The following is a 16,706-nucleotide window of genomic DNA, read 5'->3' on the forward strand; positions in this document are numbered from 1 at the left end:
ACCGCGGCCAACTTCACCTTCGCCTGATCGTGCGGTCTGGCCCGGAGGCGCAAGCCTTCGGGCCAGAGGCCGGGGTGAACAAGGGTCCCGGCTGTCACCCGGGCGACATGCACTCGTCCCAGAAGCGCGCCGTACGGTTCGTGAGGACATCCATGACGACCTGCCGCCTGCCGCTCATCGCCCTCCTGCTCGCTGCCGCCCCGGCGGCGGTCGCTCAGCAGCCATCCCTGACCTTCCCGGCGGTCCTGGCGGGCCACGCCGTGCTCCCCGCCCAGAGCTTCATCCCGGCGCCGAGCGACGCGCCCGCGGACCTGACGGTCTCCGGCAAGTTCACCTCGGGCCGCCGGGTCGAGGCGCCCGGGACGGTGGAGGCGCAGTCGATGGGCCGGCCGACCTCGCTCAAGCTTCCCTTCCGCGGCCAGCCGCTCCAGGGCCATTCCGGCATCAAGCGTCTGCCCGACGGCACCTTCTGGGTGCTGACCGACAACGGCTTCGGCGCGAAGGCCAACTCGCCCGACGCGATGCTCTATCTCGACCGCTACCGCATCGACTTCGGGAACGGCGGCGTCGAACGGCTGGAGACGGTCTTCCTGCGCGATCCCGACAAGCGCGTGCCGTTCCGCATCGCCAACGAGGGCACGGAGACCCGCTACCTCACCGGCAGCGACTTCGATCCCGAGAGCATCCAGATCGTCGGCGACAGCTTCTGGATCGGCGACGAATTCGGCCCCTACCTGATCCGCGCCGACCGCACCGGGCGGATCCAGGCCGTGGTGGAGACCAGCGTCGGCGGCAAGCCGGCCCGCTCGCCCGACCACATGGCCGTGACCACGCCCGCGACGCCGGCCGGCTCGGTGAGCTTCAACGTTCGCCGCTCCAAGGGCTTCGAGGGCATGGCGGCCTCGCCCGACGGAAGCCGGCTCTACCCGCTGCTCGAAGGCCCGCTCTGGGACGCCGAGGCGAAGGATTGGGAGAAGCGCGACGGCCGCGAGGTGCTCCGCATCCTCGAATTCGACGTGGCCTCCCAGAGCTGGACCGGACGGTTCTGGACCTATCCGCTGGAGGCGAACGGTCACGCCATCGGCGACTTCAACATGATCGATGCCACGACCGGCCTCGTGATCGAGCGTGACGACGGCGAGGGCACCGCCGACAAGGCCTGCCCGGAGGGCCAGAAGCGGCCGGATTGCTTCGCCACGCCGGCCAAGTTCAAGCGCGTTTTCAAGATCGAACTCACGGAGGCCAACCAGGGCGGTCCCGTGCGCAAGATCGGCTCGATCGACCTGATGCGCATCGCCGACCCGAATAAGCGCGCCCGCAAGCCGCTCACCGACGGGGCGCTGGCCTTCCCGTTCTTCACGATCGAGAACGTCGAGGTGGTCGACGACCGGCACATCGTGGTGGGCAACGACAACAACCTGCCGTTCTCCGCCAGCCGCGAGCCGAACACGGTGGACGACAACGAGTTCGTGCTGCTCGACGTCGGCGAGTTCCTGACGGCCAAGTAGCGCCGAACGCCCACCAGGGCGGGCCTGCCGGATCCACGGCGGATGGAGCCGGCGCGCCCGCGCGTCGGTTGCGCGGCGGGGCGCCTTGAGCGATGACCGCGCGTGCCCCGCCGCCCCGGCCGCGATGCGGGGCGGCCACCCTGCGAGCGCTCATGCCCGATCCGCTGAAGCCCGACCCGATCGCCGTCCGCGACCGCCTGATCGTCGCCCTCGACATGGCGAGTCCCGGCGAGGCCGAGCGCCTGATCGAGCGCCTGGGCGATTCCGCCTCGTTCTACAAGATCGGCTATCGGCTGGGCTATGCGGGCGGGCTCGCGCTCGCCGAGCGGCTGGTCGCGGGCGGGGCCAAGGTCTTTCTCGACCTCAAGCTCCACGACATCGGCAACACCGTCGAGGAGGGCGTGCAGTCGCTGGCGCGGCTCGGCGCCCACCTGCTCACCGTCCACGCCTACCCGCAGACCATGCGGGCCGCGGTGCGGGGGCGCGACGCGGTGGCGGGGAGCGCGCTGCGCCTGCTCGCCGTGACGGTGCTCACCTCCTACGACGACGCGGATGCCCGGGAGGCGGGCTACGCGCTGCCGGTCTCCGACCTCGTGGCGGTGCGCACGCTCGCGGCGCGCGAGATCGGCATCGACGGCATCGTCTGCGCGGCGACCGAGGCGGCGCAGGTGCGCGACCTCGTCGGTCCCGACCGCCTCATCGTGACGCCGGGCATCCGCCCGGCAGGGTCGGACACCGGCGACCAGAAGCGCGTGGTGACGCCGGCCGCGGCGATCCGCGCCGGGGTCGACCACATCGTGGTCGGCCGCCCCATCACCGCCGCGTCCGACCCGCGCGGCGTGGCCCAGCGCATCGTCGCCGAGATGGCGGACGCGCTCTGACCGCTCAGGGAGAATGACAATGCCCAAGGGATACTGGATCGGCCGCGTCGACGTGACGAATCCCGACACCTACAAGAACTACGTGGCGGCGAACGGAGCCGCCTTCGCCAAGTTCGGCGGGCGCTTCCTCGTGCGCGGCGGGCCGTTCGAGGCGGTGAGCGGCAGCAGCCGCGCCCGCAACGTGGTGATCGAATTTCCGAGCTACGCCGACGCGATGGCCTGCTGGAACTCGCCCGAATACCAGGCCGCGCGGGCCAAGCAGGAGGGCGGCGCCGAGATCGACCTCATCGTGATCGAGGGCTACGACGGCCCGCAGCCGACCACCTCCGCGCCGCCCCAGCCGGCGAACCCAGCCTCGGAGTAGAGCGATCGGGGCCGGGCGCGCGCGGAGGACGGCCGGGCGCTGACAGCGCGAGGGCCCGCCTCCCGCGCAGGAGCCGGACTCTCGCGATGGAGGCGACGCCGCCCGGCGGCTACGCCACCGCCTTCAGCGGGCCGGTCCGGTCGTGGAAGTCCGGGCCGTTGATGGTCTTGGCCACGTAGCCGGCGCGGATCACGAAGTCGCCGAAGCGCTCGCCCGGCTGCCGGTCCCGCCCGTAGGCGGCGAAGAGCGGGTCGAGCCTGTTGCGGATCTCGCCGGCCGTGACGTCCTCGGCATAGAGCTTCGAGAGGCGCGACCCGTCGAAGGCGGCGCCGAGATAGAGGTTGTAGCGCTCGGGCCCGCGCCCCACGAGGCCGATCTCGGCGATGAAGGGCCGCGCGCAGCCGTTCGGGCAGCCGGTCATCCGGATGGTGATGTCCTCCTCGGCCAAGCCGTGCGCCGCGAGGCTCTCCTCCAGCTCGGTGACGAGGTCGGGCAGGTAGCGCTCGCTCTCCGCGAGCGCGAGGCCGCAGGTCGGCAGGGCCACGCAGGCGAGGCTGTTGCGCCGCAAGGCGGTCGCCCCGGTGGTGAGGCCGTACTCGGCGACCAGCGCGTCGATCTCCGCCTTCCGGTCGGCCGGCACGTTGGCGATGATGACGTTCTGGTTGCCGGTGAGGCGGAAGTCGCCCTGGTGCACCTCGGCGATCCGGCGCAGGCCCGACAGGTATTGCGGCCCGCCCTCGTTGTCGCGGATGCGGCCGGAGGGCACGTAGAGGGTGAGGTGGTGGCGCCCGTCCTCGCCCTCGACCCAGCCGTAACGGTCGCCGTTCGACTCGAACCGGAAGGGCTTGGGGTCCTGGAGCGGCTTGCCGACCCGCCGCTCGACCTCGGCCCGGAAGGCGGCGAGGCCGTAGCGCTCGATCGTGTACTTCAGCCGGGCGTTCTTGCGCACCTTGCGATTGCCCCAGTCGCGCTGGACGGTCATCACCGCCTCCGCGACCTTGAGGGCGTCCTGCGGCTCGCAGAACAGCATCACGTCGGCGGTGCGCGGGAAGGTGTCGGTCTCGCCGTGGGTCATGCCCATGCCGCCGCCGACCGTGACGTTCCAGCCCTTCAGCTTGTTCTTCTTGTCAAGGATGGCGATGAAGCCGAGGTCGTGGGCGAAGATGTCGACCTCGTTGGAGGGCGGCACCGCCACGACGGTCTTGAACTTCCGCGGCAGGTAGGTCTTGCCGTAGATCGGCTCCACCGCGTCGTCCTCGCCCCCGACCACGCGCTCGCCGTCGAGCCAGATCTCGCGCCACGCATTGGTCTTCGGCAGCAGCGAATCCGAGATGTCCTTGGCGAGCGCGTAGGCGGCCTTGTGCGCGCCCGTCTGGGCCGGGTTCGTCGCCGCCATCACGTTGCGGTTGACGTCGCCGCAGGCCGCGATGGTGTCGAGCAGCGCCGAGTCGATCGCCGCCATCGTGCGCTTGAGGTTCGACTTGATGACGCCGTGATACTGGAAGGTCTGGCGCGTCGTCGCCCGCAGCGACCCGTTGGCGTAGGTGCGCGCGATGTCGTCGAGAACGAGCCACTGCCGGGGCGTCACGACCCCGCCCGCGATGCGCAGGCGGATCATGAAGGAGTAGGCCTTTTCCAGCTTCTTCTTGGTGCGCTCGGCCCTCAGGTCGCGGTCGTCCTGCAGGTACATCCCGTGGAATTTCACGAGCTGCCCGTCATCCTCGGAGATCGCGCCGGTGGCGTGCTTGAGCAGGCCGTCGGCGAGCGTGCCGCGCAGGTAGCCGCTGGCGATCTTGATGTGCTCGTTGGCCGAGAGCGCGGCGGCGCGGGCCGCCTCGGCCTCGGTGATCGGGCCTTCCGCCGGCGGGGTCTCGTAGATGCGCTCGCGGGGGGCGGCGGGAGTCTTGTGATCGTCCATGGCGGTGATCCGTGCCAGACGCGAAACCCCTCCCCGCGCGGGAGAGGGGCAGGGATGAGGATGGCGCGCCTCCACCATATGGCGTGAGGCGCCGAGACGGGCAGGGGACGGTTCAGGCCTTCCGGCGGCCCGTCCCCCACCCTCATGCGGGCTCTCCGAGCTCATGCGTGCTCTTGGAGCCCGTGCGGGATCGGAGATCCCGCGCCATCGTGGGAAAGGCGGGTCTCAGTAAACGTCCTGCTGGTAGCGCTTGGCCCGTTCCAGCCCCGCCACCGCGGCCTCGGCGGCCTCGGGCGAGAGGGCCTTCACGTCCGCATAGGCCCGCACCAGCGCGGCCCGCACGTCCTTGGCCATCGCCTTGGCGTCGCCGCAGACGTAGAAGTGGGCGCCGTTCTCCAGCCACTCCACCACCTCGCGGCGCTGGGCATAGAGGCGGTCCTGCACGTAGATCTTCTCCGGCTGGTCGCGCGAGAAGGCGACGTCGATGCGGTGGAGCGAGCCGTCCTCCAGGGCGTCCTGCCATTCGAGCTGGTACAGGAAGTCGTGGGTGAAGTGCCGGTCGCCGAAGAACAGCCAGTTGCGGCCCGGGGCCTCGGCGGCGCGGCGCTCCTGCACGAAGGCCCGGAAGGGCGCGACGCCGGTGCCGGGCCCCACCATGATGATGTCGGTGGCCGGGTCGGCCGGCAGGCGGAAATGCTTGTTGGGCTTCACCCGCACCTTCAGCTTGGCGCCGGTGCGGATCCGGTCGGCCACGTGGACCGAGGCGACGCCGGTGCGCGCGCGGCCGTGGCTGGCGTAGCGCACCGCCGCGATGGTGAGGTGCGCCTCGTCTCCCACTTCCTTGCGCGAGGAGGCGATGGAATAGGCCCGCGGCGGCAGCGGCCGGGTGATCTCGGTGAGATGCGCGGCCGAGAGCTTGGCCGGGTAGGTCTCGATCAGGTCGATGAGGTGGCGGCCCTCGATCCAGGCCCTGGCCTCGCCGCTGTCGAGGAGCCGGCGCGCCTCCGCGTGGCCGGTGGCCTTCACGAAGCGCTCGATCGCGGCTGAGGACAGCGTGGTGATGTCCCGCTCGGCGATGAGGGCTTGGCGCAGCGCCGCGTCGCCCGCGAGGCCCGCCGCCTTCAGGATCTCGTCGACGAGTGCCGGGTCGTTCTCCGGATAGAGTTCGAGCGAGTCGCCGGGCTCGTAGGCCGGCGCCCCGTCCTCGAAGGCGAGCGCGAGGTGGATCGTCTCCTTGTCGGAGCGCGAGGAGTTCAGGTTGACGTGCTCGACCACCTCGACGGTGACCGGCTCGCGGCTGACCTCGGCCTCCTCCGCCTCGCCGCCGGTCGTGCGGGCGAAATCCACCGCCACGACGTTGCCGGCGGGCTCGGCCGGCGCGAGCGCCTTGAGCGCGTCCTTGATCCAGGCCGCGGCCGGCTTGTCGAAGTCGAGGTCGCAATCGACCCGGTCGACCACCCGCTTGGCGCCGAGCGCCTCGAAGCGCGCGTCGAGGCGCTTTCCGATGGCGCAGAACTCCGCGTAGGACGTGTCGCCGAGCGCCAGCACGCCGAACTCGACCCCGTCGAGGCGCGGGGCGCCCTCGCCCATCAGGTCGCCGTAGGCCCGCACCGCGCGGGCCGGCGGCTCGCCCTCGCCCCAGGTCGCCGCCACCACGAGGACGCGCTTCTCCTTCGGCAGCGCCGCGAGGTCGAGGTCGGCGAAGTCGACGACCTTCGGCTTGAAGCCGGTCTTGCGCGCCTGCTTGGCGATGTCGCCCGCGAGCTTTTCCGAGTTGCCCGACTCGCTCGCGAACAGGATCGTCAGCGGCTCGGCCGCCCGCGGCGGGGCGGCGGCCTGCGGCTGTTCGCCGGCGGGCGCGCCGGAGGCCGCGTCGAGACCGGCCAGGAAGCCGGCGAGCCACGCGCGCTGGATCGGGGTCGCCGCACCGAGGGCGGCGTCGAGATGGGCCCGCTCGGCATCGCCGAAGGGGGCCGTGCGGGGGAGCAGGGCGGGACGAGACATTGCGCGCACCATGTGTGCCGCGGAGAGCCGCGAGTCAATGGGGATGTTCTGTTTAAAGAACGGGCCTGAGGGAGATCAACGCTATCGCGGCGCCGCGTTGCGGGAGAATTTTATTTTCCACTCGCGGCGACCAGCACGGGGGTGAAGGGGGCGGTCGGCAGCGGCAGCGCGGTGGTGCTCTTCACCTTCTCCATCGCGAAGCGCGAGGTGACGTTCTTGAGCGGCAGGGAGTCGATCAGGCGCTTGTAGAACGCGTCGTAGGCCTGCATGTCGGAGACCACCACCCGCAGCATGTAGTCGACGTCGCCGGCCATGCGGTAGAATTCGAGCACCTCCGGCATCGCCGCGACCGCCGAGGCGAAGCGGTCCAGCCATTCGCGGGAATGGTCGCTGGTCTCCACCGACACGAACACGGTGAGGCCGAGGCCGAGCTTCACCGGATCGAGCACCGCCACCCGTCGGTCGATCACCCCATCGGCCTCCAGGCGCTGGATGCGCTTCCAGCAGGGCGTCTGCGACAGGCCGACGCGCTCTCCGATCTGGGCGATCGACAGGGTGGCATCCTGCTGGAGCAGGGCCAGAATCTTCAGATCGATGGCATCCAACGGTTAATCTCCGGATTCGGTAGATGGTTTTCCGGCAGTGATGGCCCGGCCATAGAAGAACCTTCTATCTCGGGCGGTGTCCATCCATGACGATCGGTCGTTCGCGGCCACAGATCGACGCTGCGGCGCGAAATTTCCCGCCTGCGCAAGGCTGCCATGCCTTGACAGCGTTCGGTATAGCGAACACCTACCGGGTCGGACAAGCAGCGTTCCCCACGGTCATCGTTCTGTCAGGCCCCATGACGCAGTCACTCGAACGCGCGGCGCAGGCGCTTGCCTCGGCGCTCGCCCCCCTCGACGTCGCGGCGCGCCTCGCCCTCGTCGACCGCTCGGTCGCGGGCCGGCTCGTCTTCACGACGAGCTTCGGCCTGGAGGATCAGGCCCTGACGCATTTCCTGCGCATGGCAAAGTCGCGGGCCGAGATTGTCACCCTCGACACCGGCCGGCTCTTCCCGGAGACCTACGACGTCTGGGCCGAGACCGAGGCGGCCTACGGTTTCCGCATCCGCGCCTACGTGCCCGACCGCGAGGCCGAGGAACGCTTCGTGGCGGAGGCTGGCATCAACGGGTTCCGGCACTCGGTGGAGGCCCGCCAGGCCTGCTGCGGCTTCCGCAAGGTGGTGCCGCTCGGCCGTGCCCTCGAAGGGGCGTCGGCCTGGATCACCGGCCTGCGCGCCGGGCAATCGGCCAACCGCGCCGCGACGCCCCTCGCGGAAGCCGATCCGGCCCGCGGCCTCATCAAGATCAACCCCCTGGCGGATTGGTCGCGCGAGGACGTGGCCCAGGCCGTCCACGACAACTTCGTCCCCTACAACGTGCTGCACGACCGCGGCTTCCCGTCGATCGGCTGCGCCCCCTGCACGCGCGCCGTGAAGGTGGGCGAGCCCGAGCGCGCCGGACGCTGGTGGTGGGAGCAGGCCTCCAAGAAGGAATGCGGCCTGCACGTGGCGGGCGCCCCCGGGGCCCCCGCCACCGCCCCGGCACAATCGGCCGGCAGCCTGTCGCAACCATCCAACCCGGAGCTGGCCGCATGAGCGCCGCCTTGATGTCCATCGCGGAGGCCGCACCGCGCCTGACGCACCTGCAGCGGCTGGAGGCGGAGAGCATCCACATCATGCGGGAGACGGTCGCCGAGACCGAGAACCCGGTGATGCTCTATTCCATCGGCAAGGATTCCTCGGTCCTGCTGCACCTCGCCCTCAAGGCCTTCGCGCCCGGAAGGCTGCCGTTCCCGCTCCTGCACGTCGACACGACGTGGAAGTTCCGGGACATGATCGCCTTCCGCGACCGGCGGGTGAAGGAACTCGGCCTCGACCTCATCGTCCACACCAACCAGGACGGGCTGGCGCGCGGCATCGGGCCGATCAGCCACGGCTCCGAGGTCCACACGGACGTGATGAAGACCCAGGCCCTGCGCCAGGCGCTCGACCAGCACAGGTTCGACGCGGCGTTCGGCGGGGCGCGCCGCGACGAGGAGGCCTCGCGCGCCAAGGAGCGCATCGTCTCGCTGCGCACCGCCCAGCATCGCTGGGACCCCAAGCGCCAGCGTGCCGAGCCCTGGCATCTCTACAACATGCGCAAGAAGCGTGGCGAGAGCTTGCGCGTCTTCCCGCTGTCGAACTGGACCGAACTCGATATCTGGCTCTACATCGAGCAGGAGAAGATCCCGATCGTCCCGCTCTACTACGCGGCCGAGCGCCCCGTGGTGCGGCGCGAGGGGCAGCTCATCATGGTGGACGACGCGCGGTTGCCGCTGGAGCCCGGCGAGACGCCGGAAGTGCGGACGGTCCGGTTCCGGACCCTCGGCTGCTACCCGCTGACCGGCGCGGTGGAGAGCAACGCGGCGACGCTGCCCGAGATCATCGGCGAGACCCTGGCGGCGCGCACATCCGAGCGCCAGGGCCGGGTCATCGACAAGGACGGGGCCGGCGCCATGGAGCGCAAGAAGCAGGAAGGCTACTTCTGATGACGGTGCATCAGTCCACCCGCGCATTCGGCTACGAGGCATTTCTCGCGGTCCACCAGCGCAAGGAGGTGCTGCGCTTCATCGCCTGCGGCTCGGTCGACGACGGCAAGTCGACCCTGATCGGGCGCCTGCTGCACGACACCAAGCAGATCTTCGACGATCAGGTGAGCGCGCTGGAGCGCGACTCGCGCCGCCACGGCACGCGCGGGGGCGAGATCGACCTCGCGCTCCTCGTCGACGGCCTGCAGGCCGAGCGCGAGCAGGGCATCACCATCGACGTCGCCTACCGGTTCTTCTCGACCGAGCGGCGCTCCTTCATCGTCGCCGACACCCCCGGCCACGAGCAGTACACCCGCAACATGGCGACCGGCGCCTCGACGGCCGACGTCGCGGTGCTGCTGGTCGATGCCCGCAAGGGCCTGAGCCGACAGACGCGGCGCCACGCGCTGCTCGTCTCGATGCTGGGCATCCGGCGCGTGCTGCTCGCCGTCAACAAGATGGACCTGATCGGCTGGTCGCAGGACCGGTTCGAGGCGATCGCCGCCGCCTTCTCGGATTTCGCGCAGCCGCTCGGCTTCACCGACGTCACGGCGATCCCGCTCTCGGCGGCCAACGGCGACAACGTCGTGCTGCCCGGCGCGGCCGCGCCCTGGTATGCCGGCCCGCCGCTGCTGCAATACCTCGAAGAGGTGCCGACCCATGTCGAGGAGGAGGCCGCGCCCTTCCGCATGGCGGTGCAGTGGGTGAACCGGCCGAACCCGGATTTCCGCGGCTTCTCCGGGCGGATCGCCTCCGGGCGGGTGGCGCCGGGCGACCCCGTGACGGTGCTCCCCTCCGGCCGCTCCTCCAGCATCGCCCGCATCGTCACGGCGGATGGCGACCTCGACGGCGCGATCGCCGGCCAGTCGGTGACGCTGGTGCTCGCCGACGAGGTCGACGCCTCGCGCGGCAGCGTGATCGCGGCGGCCGGCGCGCCGCCGCGCGTGACCGAGCGGCTCGCCGTGCGCCTGTTCTGGGTGCGCGAGGGCGACCTGACGCCCGGCGCGACGCTGCTCGCCAAGGTCGGCACCGTGACGGCGAACGCCGTCGTCGAGAGCATCCGCAGCCGCATCGATCCCGAGACCGGGCAGTCGGAGGCGGCCGACCGGCTCGCCGTCAACGACATCGGCGAGGTCACGCTCAGCCTCGACCGGGCGGTCGCGGTCGATCCCTACCGCGAGAACCGGGACACCGGCAGCCTGATCCTGATCGACCGGGAGACCACCGACACGGCGGCCCTCGGCCTCGTCCAGGCCCCTGCGGTGAATGCGCCTGCGGCAAGGTCGTCCGACGCCCCGGCGGCCGAGGCGGCGCGTTCCGAGCCGCAGCGCGGCGGCCTCTTGTCCGGGATCCGCCGGCTGTTCGGCGCCAGGAGCCTCGCGCTGCTGGCCGGGGCGGCGCTGCTGGCCGGCGCGGCGCCGTCGCCGGTCCAGGCCCAGAAGGTCCTGCTCAACGTCTCGTACGATCCCACGCGCGAGCTCTACCGGGCCATCGACGCCGCCTTCGCGGCCGAGTGGAAGCAGAAGACCGGCGAGACGCTGACGGTGCGCGCCTCGCACGGCGGCTCGGGCGCGCAGGCCCGCGCGGTGATCGACGGGCTCCCCGCCGACGTCGTGACCCTGGCGCTCGCCAGCGACATCGACGCCATCGCCGCCCGCTCCAAGAAGATCCCGGCCGACTGGCAGACGCGCCTGCCCTACAACTCGACGCCCTACACCTCGACCATCGTCTTCCTGGTCCGCCAGGGCAACCCGAAGGGCATCAAGGACTGGGACGACCTCGTGAAGCCGGGGATCCAGGTGATCACGCCGAACCCGAAGACCTCGGGCGGCGCGCGCTGGAACTACCTCGCGGCCTATGCCTACGGCCTCGCGCAGAACGGCAACGACGACGAGAAGGCGCGCGCCTTCGTGGGCGCCCTGTTCAAGAACGTGCCGGTGCTCGACACCGGCGCGCGCGGCTCGACGACGACGTTCGTCCAGCGCGGCATCGGCGACGTGCTGATCGCCTGGGAGAACGAGGCCTTCCTGGCCGACGAGGAATTCGGCAAGGGCAAGTTCGACATCGTCGTGCCCTCGCTCTCGATCCTGGCCGAGCCGCCGGTGACGATCGTGGACGGCAACGTCGACCAGAAGGGCACCCGCGCGGCCGCCGAGGCCTACCTGCAGTTCCTCTACACGCCGCGCGCTCAGGCGATCATCGCCAAGCACTTCTACCGCCCGCGCGACGAATCGGCCGCCGCCAAGGAGGACCTCGCGCGCTTCCCGAAGCTGAAGCTCGTCACCATCGACGGCGCGTTCGGCGGCTGGGCCAAGGCGCAGAAGACGCATTTCGACGACGGCGGCGTCTTCGATTCGCTCCTGAAGGCACGTCAATGAGCGGGGCCGCGGCCCTCGGCCTGCCGGTCCGGGCCGCCTCGCGCCGGCGCTTCCGCCGGCCGAGCGCCATGCCCGGCTTCCGTCTCACCTTCGGCTTCGCCGTCGCCTATCTCAGCCTCATCGTGCTGATCCCGCTCGCGGTGCTGCTCCTGCGGGCCTCGGCGCTCGGGCCGTCCGGCCTGTGGGACCTCGTCACCGACAGCCGCAACCTCGCGGCGCTCAAGACCTCCTTCGGCCTGTCGCTCGCGGCCGCGGCCATCGACGCGGTGTTCGGCCTGCTGATCGCCTGGGTGCTCACCCGCTACACCTTCCCCGGGCGCCGGCTGATCGACGCGCTGGTCGACCTGCCCTTCGCCCTGCCCACCGCCGTGGCGGGCATCTGCCTCGCCACCCTGTATTCGGGCAACGGCTGGCTCGGCGCGCCGCTGGAGGCGCTCGGCCTCAAGGTCGCCTACACGCCGCTCGGCATCCTGGTGGCGCTGGTCTTCGTCGGCCTGCCCTTCTGCGTGCGCACGGTGCAGCCCCTCATCGCCGAGATCGACCGGTCGAGCGAGGAGGCGGCTGCGATCCTGGGCGCCTCCCGCGCCCGGGCGCTCGCCACCGTGATCCTGCCGCCGCTGATCCCGGCGGTGCTCACGGGCTTCGCGCTCGCCTTCGCGCGCGCGGTCGGCGAGTACGGCTCGGTGATCTTCGTCGCCGGCAACCTGCCCTACGTCTCGGAGATCGCGCCGCTCCTGATCGTGATCAAGCTGGAGGAGTTCAACTACACGGGCGCCACCGCCATCGCGGCCGTGATGCTGCTGATGTCCTTCGGGGCGCTGCTCGCGATCAACCTGATCCAGGATTTCAGCCGCCGCAGGTTCGGCCATGTCTAGTCCGGCCATGTCCAGCCCGTCCCTCCCGGCCGCGCCGCACGCCGCCCTCACGGAGCCGAAGGGGGTGCGCGTCCTGCTCATCGCCACCGCCATCGGCTTCCTGGCGCTCTTCCTGCTGCTGCCGCTCGCGGTGGTGTTCGCGGAGGCGCTAAGCAAGGGCCTCGGCAATTACCTCGCGACCTTCGCGGAGCCCGACGCGCAGGCGGCCATCCGCCTGACGCTCCTCGTGGCCCTAATCTCGGTGCCGCTCAACGTGGTGTTCGGCATCGCGGCCTCCTGGGCCATCGCCAAGTTCGACTTCCGCGGCCGCAACCTCCTCATCACGCTGATCGACCTGCCCTTCTCGGTCTCGCCGGTGGTGGCCGGGCTGATCTACGTGCTGATCTTCGGCTCGCAGGGCGTGCTCGGGCCGTTCCTGCAGCGCCACGGCATCGAGATCATCTTCGCGGTGCCGGGCATCGTGCTGGCGACGGTGTTCGTCACCTTCCCGTTCGTGGCGCGCGAGTTGATCCCCCTGATGCAGGATCAGGGCACCACGGACGAGGAGGCCGCGTTAACCCTCGGGGCGAGCCCCTGGCGGGTCTTCCTCACCGTGACGCTGCCCAACATCAAGTGGGCGCTTCTGTACGGCGTACTCCTGTGCAACGCCCGGGCGATGGGCGAGTTCGGCGCTGTCTCCGTGGTCTCGGGCCGGATCCGGGGCCTCACCAACACCATGCCGCTTCACGTCGAGATTTTGTACAATGAATACAACTACGTCGCGGCTTTCGGGATCGCCTCTCTCCTGGCGCTCCTGGCCCTCGTCACCCTGGCGGGCAAGACCTTCCTCGAATGGCGCCACGCCGACGCCCTCGCCGGGCGGGGCGCGCACTGAGATGGTGGCGGGCTTCGCGCCCTCTGACGCCCTCGCGGCCCCGCGCGGGCGCGCGGAGGCCGAGCCGGTCGCCGCCCGCACGGTGCGTAAGCCCGGCTCCGAGGTGCGGGTCGACGGCATCGTCAAGACCTTCAGCGGCGACGGTCCGGCGGCGCTGGAGGGCGTGAGCCTCGCCATCGCGCCGGGCGAGCTCCTGGCGCTGCTCGGCCCCTCGGGCTCGGGCAAGACCACGCTGCTGCGCGTGATCGCCGGGCTTGAGATCCCGGATGCCGGCCGGGTCTTCTTCGGAGCCACCGACACCACCGACGTGCCGGTGCAGCGCCGCGGCGTCGGCTTCGTGTTCCAGCACTACGCCCTGTTCCGCCATCTGACGGTGTTCGAGAACATCGCCTACGGCCTGCGCTCGCGCGAGCGCAGCCGCCGTCCGGGCGAGGCCGAGATCCGCCGCCGCGTCGGCCAGCTCCTCGACCTCGTGCAGCTGCCGACCCTCGCGTCGCGCTATCCGGGGCAGCTCTCGGGCGGCCAGCGCCAGCGCGTCGCGCTCGCCCGGGCACTCGCCGTCGAGCCCTCGGTCCTCCTCCTCGACGAGCCCTTCGGGGCGCTCGATGCGCAGGTGCGCAAGGACCTGCGCCGCTGGCTGCGCGAGATCCACCGCGAGACCGGCCAGACCACGGTCTTCGTCACCCACGACCAGGACGAGGCGCTCGAACTCGCCGACCGCATCGCGATCCTCAACCGCGGCCGCATCGAGCAGGTGGGTGCGCCGCACGAGGTCCAGGACGATCCGGCCTCGCGCTTCGTGATGTCCTTCGTCGGCGAGACCGCCCGCGTGGCCGCCGACATCGCGGGCGGCCAGGTCTGGGTCGACGGCCGCGCGGCCCTGCGCGCCCGCGAGGACTGGCCCGAGGGGCCGGTCGATCTCTGCCTGCGGCCCTGGCACCTGACGGTGGGCGGCGACGAGGCCGCGCTGCTCGGCACGGTCCGAGAATGGCGCCGCACCGCCCGCGGCACCGTGGCGGAGATCCTGCTCGACGGCTCGGACTCCCCCGTCGAGGTCAAGGTCACGGACGTCCACCGCAAGGGCGACCGCGTCGCCCTGCAGGCGAGCGAGGCGCGGGTCTTCCCGCGCGGCTGAGCGCGCTGCCGGAAGGCCCGCCCCAGGCCGCGTGTCGCCCGGTCAGGCGGCCTCGGCCGCCCAGCGGCCGGCATCCGGCTGCCGGCCGATCAGCGCGAGGCCGTGCGCGATCGACTCGAACTGGTCCGAGGTCGCGACGCGCCCGGCGCCGAAGCGGTCCACGAACAGGGCGCGGATCGCCGGGACGAAGGATGTCCCGCCGGTGAGGAAGACCTGATCGATGGCCCCGGGGGCGAGGCCGGCGGCGGCCAGCGCCTGATCCACCGCCGCTGCGATCCGGGCGATGTCCGGGGCGATCAGGGCGTCGAACGTCGCCCGGGTGAGGGTGCCGGTCACCTCGACGTCGGTCCCCGCGCCCCGGAACGACAGCTCGGCGCTCGGCGCCCCCGAGAGCGCGACCTTGGTGGCCGAGACCGCCTGGTAGAGCGCGAAGCCGAGATCGTGCTCGATCAGCGTGATGAAGCGCTCCAGCGGCGCCGGGTCGAGGGCCACGCCCGCGAGGTCCTGCAGCTCTTTGAGGTCGCCCGACCACTTCATCAGGGCGAGCTGGTGCCAGCGCGACAGGCTGGCGAAGTAATGCGCCGGCAGCGGCAGGATCTTGTCGCCCATCGAGCGGTAGCTGCCGCCCTTGCCGAGATGCGGCGCGACGAGGTGGTCGACGATGCGCGCATCGAAGGTGTCGCCCGCGATCCCGAGGCCGCTATGGCCGAGCGGCGTCGCGCCGAGGCGCCCGTCGGCGCCGCGCGCGAAGCGCATCACCGAGAAATCGCTGGTGCCGCCGCCGAAATCCGCGATCAGCACCGTGGCCTCGGCCTCCAGGCGCCGGGCGTAGAAGAAGGCGGCGCCGACCGGCTCGTAGGCGTAGAGCGCGTCGCGCACGCCGAGCCGCGCGAGGGCCCCGGCGTAGCGGCGCATCGCCAGCGCGTCGTCGGGAGTGCGGCCGACGAACCGCACCGGGCGGCCGACCACCACCCGGCTTCCCGCGAGGTCGAGCCCGCCGGCATCCTGCACCAGCGTGCGCAGGAAGGCGGCGAGCAGGTCCTCGAAGGCGAAGCGGTCGCGGAAGATGCGGGTCTCGCGAAAGGCGCCGCTCGCCGCGAAGCTCTTGAAGGACTGGATGAAGCGCAGCCCGGGATGCCCTTCGAGGAAGGCCTCGACCGCGAAGGGGCCGCCCGCCATGCGGGTGCGGGCGCTCAGGCCCCGGCCCTCCTGCCAGAAGGCGAGGGCCGACAGGTAGACGGCGTGCTGCGCGTCGCGGTGGCGGAACCGCACGGCCTCGACGCGGCCCTCGGCGTCGGCGAGCGCCACCACGGTGTTGGTCGTGCCGAAATCGATCCCGATCGACACGGGAGAGGTCTGCGGGCCGGGCATCGTGACCTTGGCTGTCGGGGAGAGGGAGGGGGCGCTGCTCCTCGGGCCGGAGCGCCGCGCCGTCAAGCCGCCGGGGCCGGTCCGTCGCCGACCACGCGTGCGACCTCCCAGCGCAGCACCGGCAGCAGCTCCGCCTCGAACCAGGGGTGGCGCCGCAGCCAGCCGCCGTTTCGCCAGGACGGGTGGGGCAGCGGCAGCACCCGGGGGCGGCGCGGCTCCGCCAGCAGCGTGCGCCAGCGCGCCACCGTCCCGGTGAGCCCGTCGGGCGAGCGCCCGAGATGCCAGTGCTGCGCGTAGAGGCCGATGACGAGGATCAGGTCCAGGTCCGGCAGCCCGGCGAGGAGCCGCGCCCGCCACGTCTCGGCGCATTCCCGCCGCGGCGGCAGATCCCCGCCCGTGGCATGGTGGCCGGGAAAGCAGGCGCCCATCGGCAGGATGGCGATCCGGGTGGAATCGTAGAAGGTCGCCGCGTCGAGGCCGAGCCATGCGCGCAGCCGGTGGCCGGACGGATCCTGGAACGGGATGCCGCTGCGCCACGCGCGGTGGCCGGGCGCTTGGCTCGCGATGCACAGCCGTGCGGTGGCGCTGCCCTGCACGATCGGCCGCGGCGCGACCGGCAGGGGAGGGCCGTGCCGCGGCGCCTCGGCGCACAGGCGGCAGGCACGGATCGCCGCCGCGCTCTCCGCGAAGTCGCTCATCGCGGCGACCGCATAAAAAAAGAAGCGCGGCGGGGGCCGCGCTCTCGAAGGTGTCGAAACGTCTGGAGTGCCATCGGTGTCGCACGGACC

General features: G+C 71.5%; 14 protein-coding genes and 1 pseudogene. 10 read left to right on the top strand and 5 right to left on the bottom strand.

Annotation, left to right across the window (positions count from 1 at the left end):
• Positions 1–152: 152 nt before the first annotated feature.
• From MFF61_RS27545 to MFF61_RS27555, 3 genes are all read left to right on the top strand, one after another.
• The gene (locus tag MFF61_RS27545; protein ID WP_238240891.1) at positions 153–1,508 is read left to right on the top strand and encodes an esterase-like activity of phytase family protein; all 1,356 of its coding nucleotides are present in this window, start codon (positions 153–155) and stop codon (positions 1,506–1,508) included.
• A gap of 152 nt (positions 1,509–1,660) precedes the next feature.
• Positions 1,661–2,389: an orotidine-5'-phosphate decarboxylase gene (gene pyrF, locus MFF61_RS27550; RefSeq protein ID WP_238240892.1), complete on the top strand. Its 729-nt coding sequence runs from the start codon at positions 1,661–1,663 to the stop codon at positions 2,387–2,389.
• Positions 2,390–2,408: 19 nt separating this feature from the next.
• Entirely contained in the window at positions 2,409–2,753 is a 345-nt protein-coding gene (locus MFF61_RS27555; RefSeq protein ID WP_238240893.1) for a DUF1330 domain-containing protein, read from the top strand.
• Positions 2,754–2,862: 109 nt separating this feature from the next.
• Here MFF61_RS27555 and MFF61_RS27560 read toward each other — a convergent pair whose 3' ends face one another.
• From MFF61_RS27560 to MFF61_RS27570, 3 genes are all read right to left on the bottom strand, one after another.
• Positions 2,863–4,671 (bottom strand): NADPH-dependent assimilatory sulfite reductase hemoprotein subunit, encoded by a 1,809-nt coding sequence (locus MFF61_RS27560; protein WP_238240894.1) that lies wholly within the window; start codon positions 4,669–4,671, stop codon positions 2,863–2,865.
• 225 nt (positions 4,672–4,896) lie between these two features.
• Entirely contained in the window at positions 4,897–6,675 is a 1,779-nt protein-coding gene (locus tag MFF61_RS27565; RefSeq protein WP_238240895.1) for a diflavin oxidoreductase, read from the bottom strand.
• A gap of 110 nt (positions 6,676–6,785) precedes the next feature.
• Positions 6,786–7,280 (bottom strand): Lrp/AsnC family transcriptional regulator, encoded by a 495-nt coding sequence (locus MFF61_RS27570; protein ID WP_238240896.1) that lies wholly within the window; start codon positions 7,278–7,280, stop codon positions 6,786–6,788.
• A gap of 239 nt (positions 7,281–7,519) precedes the next feature.
• On the opposite strand from MFF61_RS27570, the gene MFF61_RS27575 reads away from it, so the two are divergent.
• From MFF61_RS27575 to MFF61_RS27605, 7 genes and pseudogenes are all read left to right on the top strand, one after another.
• Positions 7,520–8,314, top strand: a complete 795-nt coding sequence (locus MFF61_RS27575; RefSeq protein WP_238240897.1) for a phosphoadenylyl-sulfate reductase — start codon at positions 7,520–7,522, stop codon at positions 8,312–8,314.
• Positions 8,311–9,246, top strand: coding sequence for a sulfate adenylyltransferase subunit CysD (cysD, locus tag MFF61_RS27580; RefSeq protein ID WP_238240898.1), 936 nt, complete (start codon positions 8,311–8,313; stop codon positions 9,244–9,246). Before MFF61_RS27575 ends, cysD begins: the two co-directional genes overlap by 4 nt.
• A pseudogene (cysN, locus tag MFF61_RS27585) lies at positions 9,246–10,652 on the top strand (sulfate adenylyltransferase subunit CysN); the annotation flags it as partial. The gene cysD and the pseudogene cysN, both read left to right, overlap by 1 nt.
• On the top strand, positions 10,626–11,663 hold the full coding sequence (locus tag MFF61_RS27590) for a sulfate ABC transporter substrate-binding protein (RefSeq protein WP_306423420.1): 1,038 nt from the start codon (positions 10,626–10,628) through the stop codon (positions 11,661–11,663). The pseudogene cysN and the gene MFF61_RS27590, both read left to right, overlap by 27 nt.
• On the top strand, positions 11,660–12,538 hold the full coding sequence (gene cysT / locus MFF61_RS27595) for a sulfate ABC transporter permease subunit CysT (RefSeq protein WP_238240899.1): 879 nt from the start codon (positions 11,660–11,662) through the stop codon (positions 12,536–12,538). The genes MFF61_RS27590 and cysT overlap by 4 nt, the downstream gene beginning before the upstream one ends.
• A gap of 7 nt (positions 12,539–12,545) precedes the next feature.
• Complete coding sequence (gene cysW / locus MFF61_RS27600) at positions 12,546–13,412, top strand: sulfate ABC transporter permease subunit CysW (RefSeq protein ID WP_238240900.1); 867 nt, start codon at positions 12,546–12,548, stop codon at positions 13,410–13,412.
• Position 13,413: 1 nt separating this feature from the next.
• The gene (locus MFF61_RS27605) at positions 13,414–14,547 is read left to right on the top strand and encodes a sulfate/molybdate ABC transporter ATP-binding protein (RefSeq protein ID WP_238240901.1); all 1,134 of its coding nucleotides are present in this window, start codon (positions 13,414–13,416) and stop codon (positions 14,545–14,547) included.
• A gap of 42 nt (positions 14,548–14,589) precedes the next feature.
• Here the strand turns inward: MFF61_RS27605 and MFF61_RS27610 are convergent, their stop codons facing one another.
• On the bottom strand, positions 14,590–15,918 hold the full coding sequence (locus MFF61_RS27610; protein ID WP_238240902.1) for an Hsp70 family protein: 1,329 nt from the start codon (positions 15,916–15,918) through the stop codon (positions 14,590–14,592).
• Positions 15,919–15,980: 62 nt separating this feature from the next.
• On the bottom strand, positions 15,981–16,616 hold the full coding sequence (locus tag MFF61_RS27615; RefSeq protein WP_238240903.1) for a uracil-DNA glycosylase family protein: 636 nt from the start codon (positions 16,614–16,616) through the stop codon (positions 15,981–15,983).
• Positions 16,617–16,706: the final 90 nt, after the last annotated feature.

Origin of the sequence: Methylobacterium isbiliense (assembly GCF_022179325.1) — a bacterium.
Lineage (GTDB): Bacteria > Pseudomonadota > Alphaproteobacteria > Rhizobiales > Beijerinckiaceae > Methylobacterium > Methylobacterium isbiliense.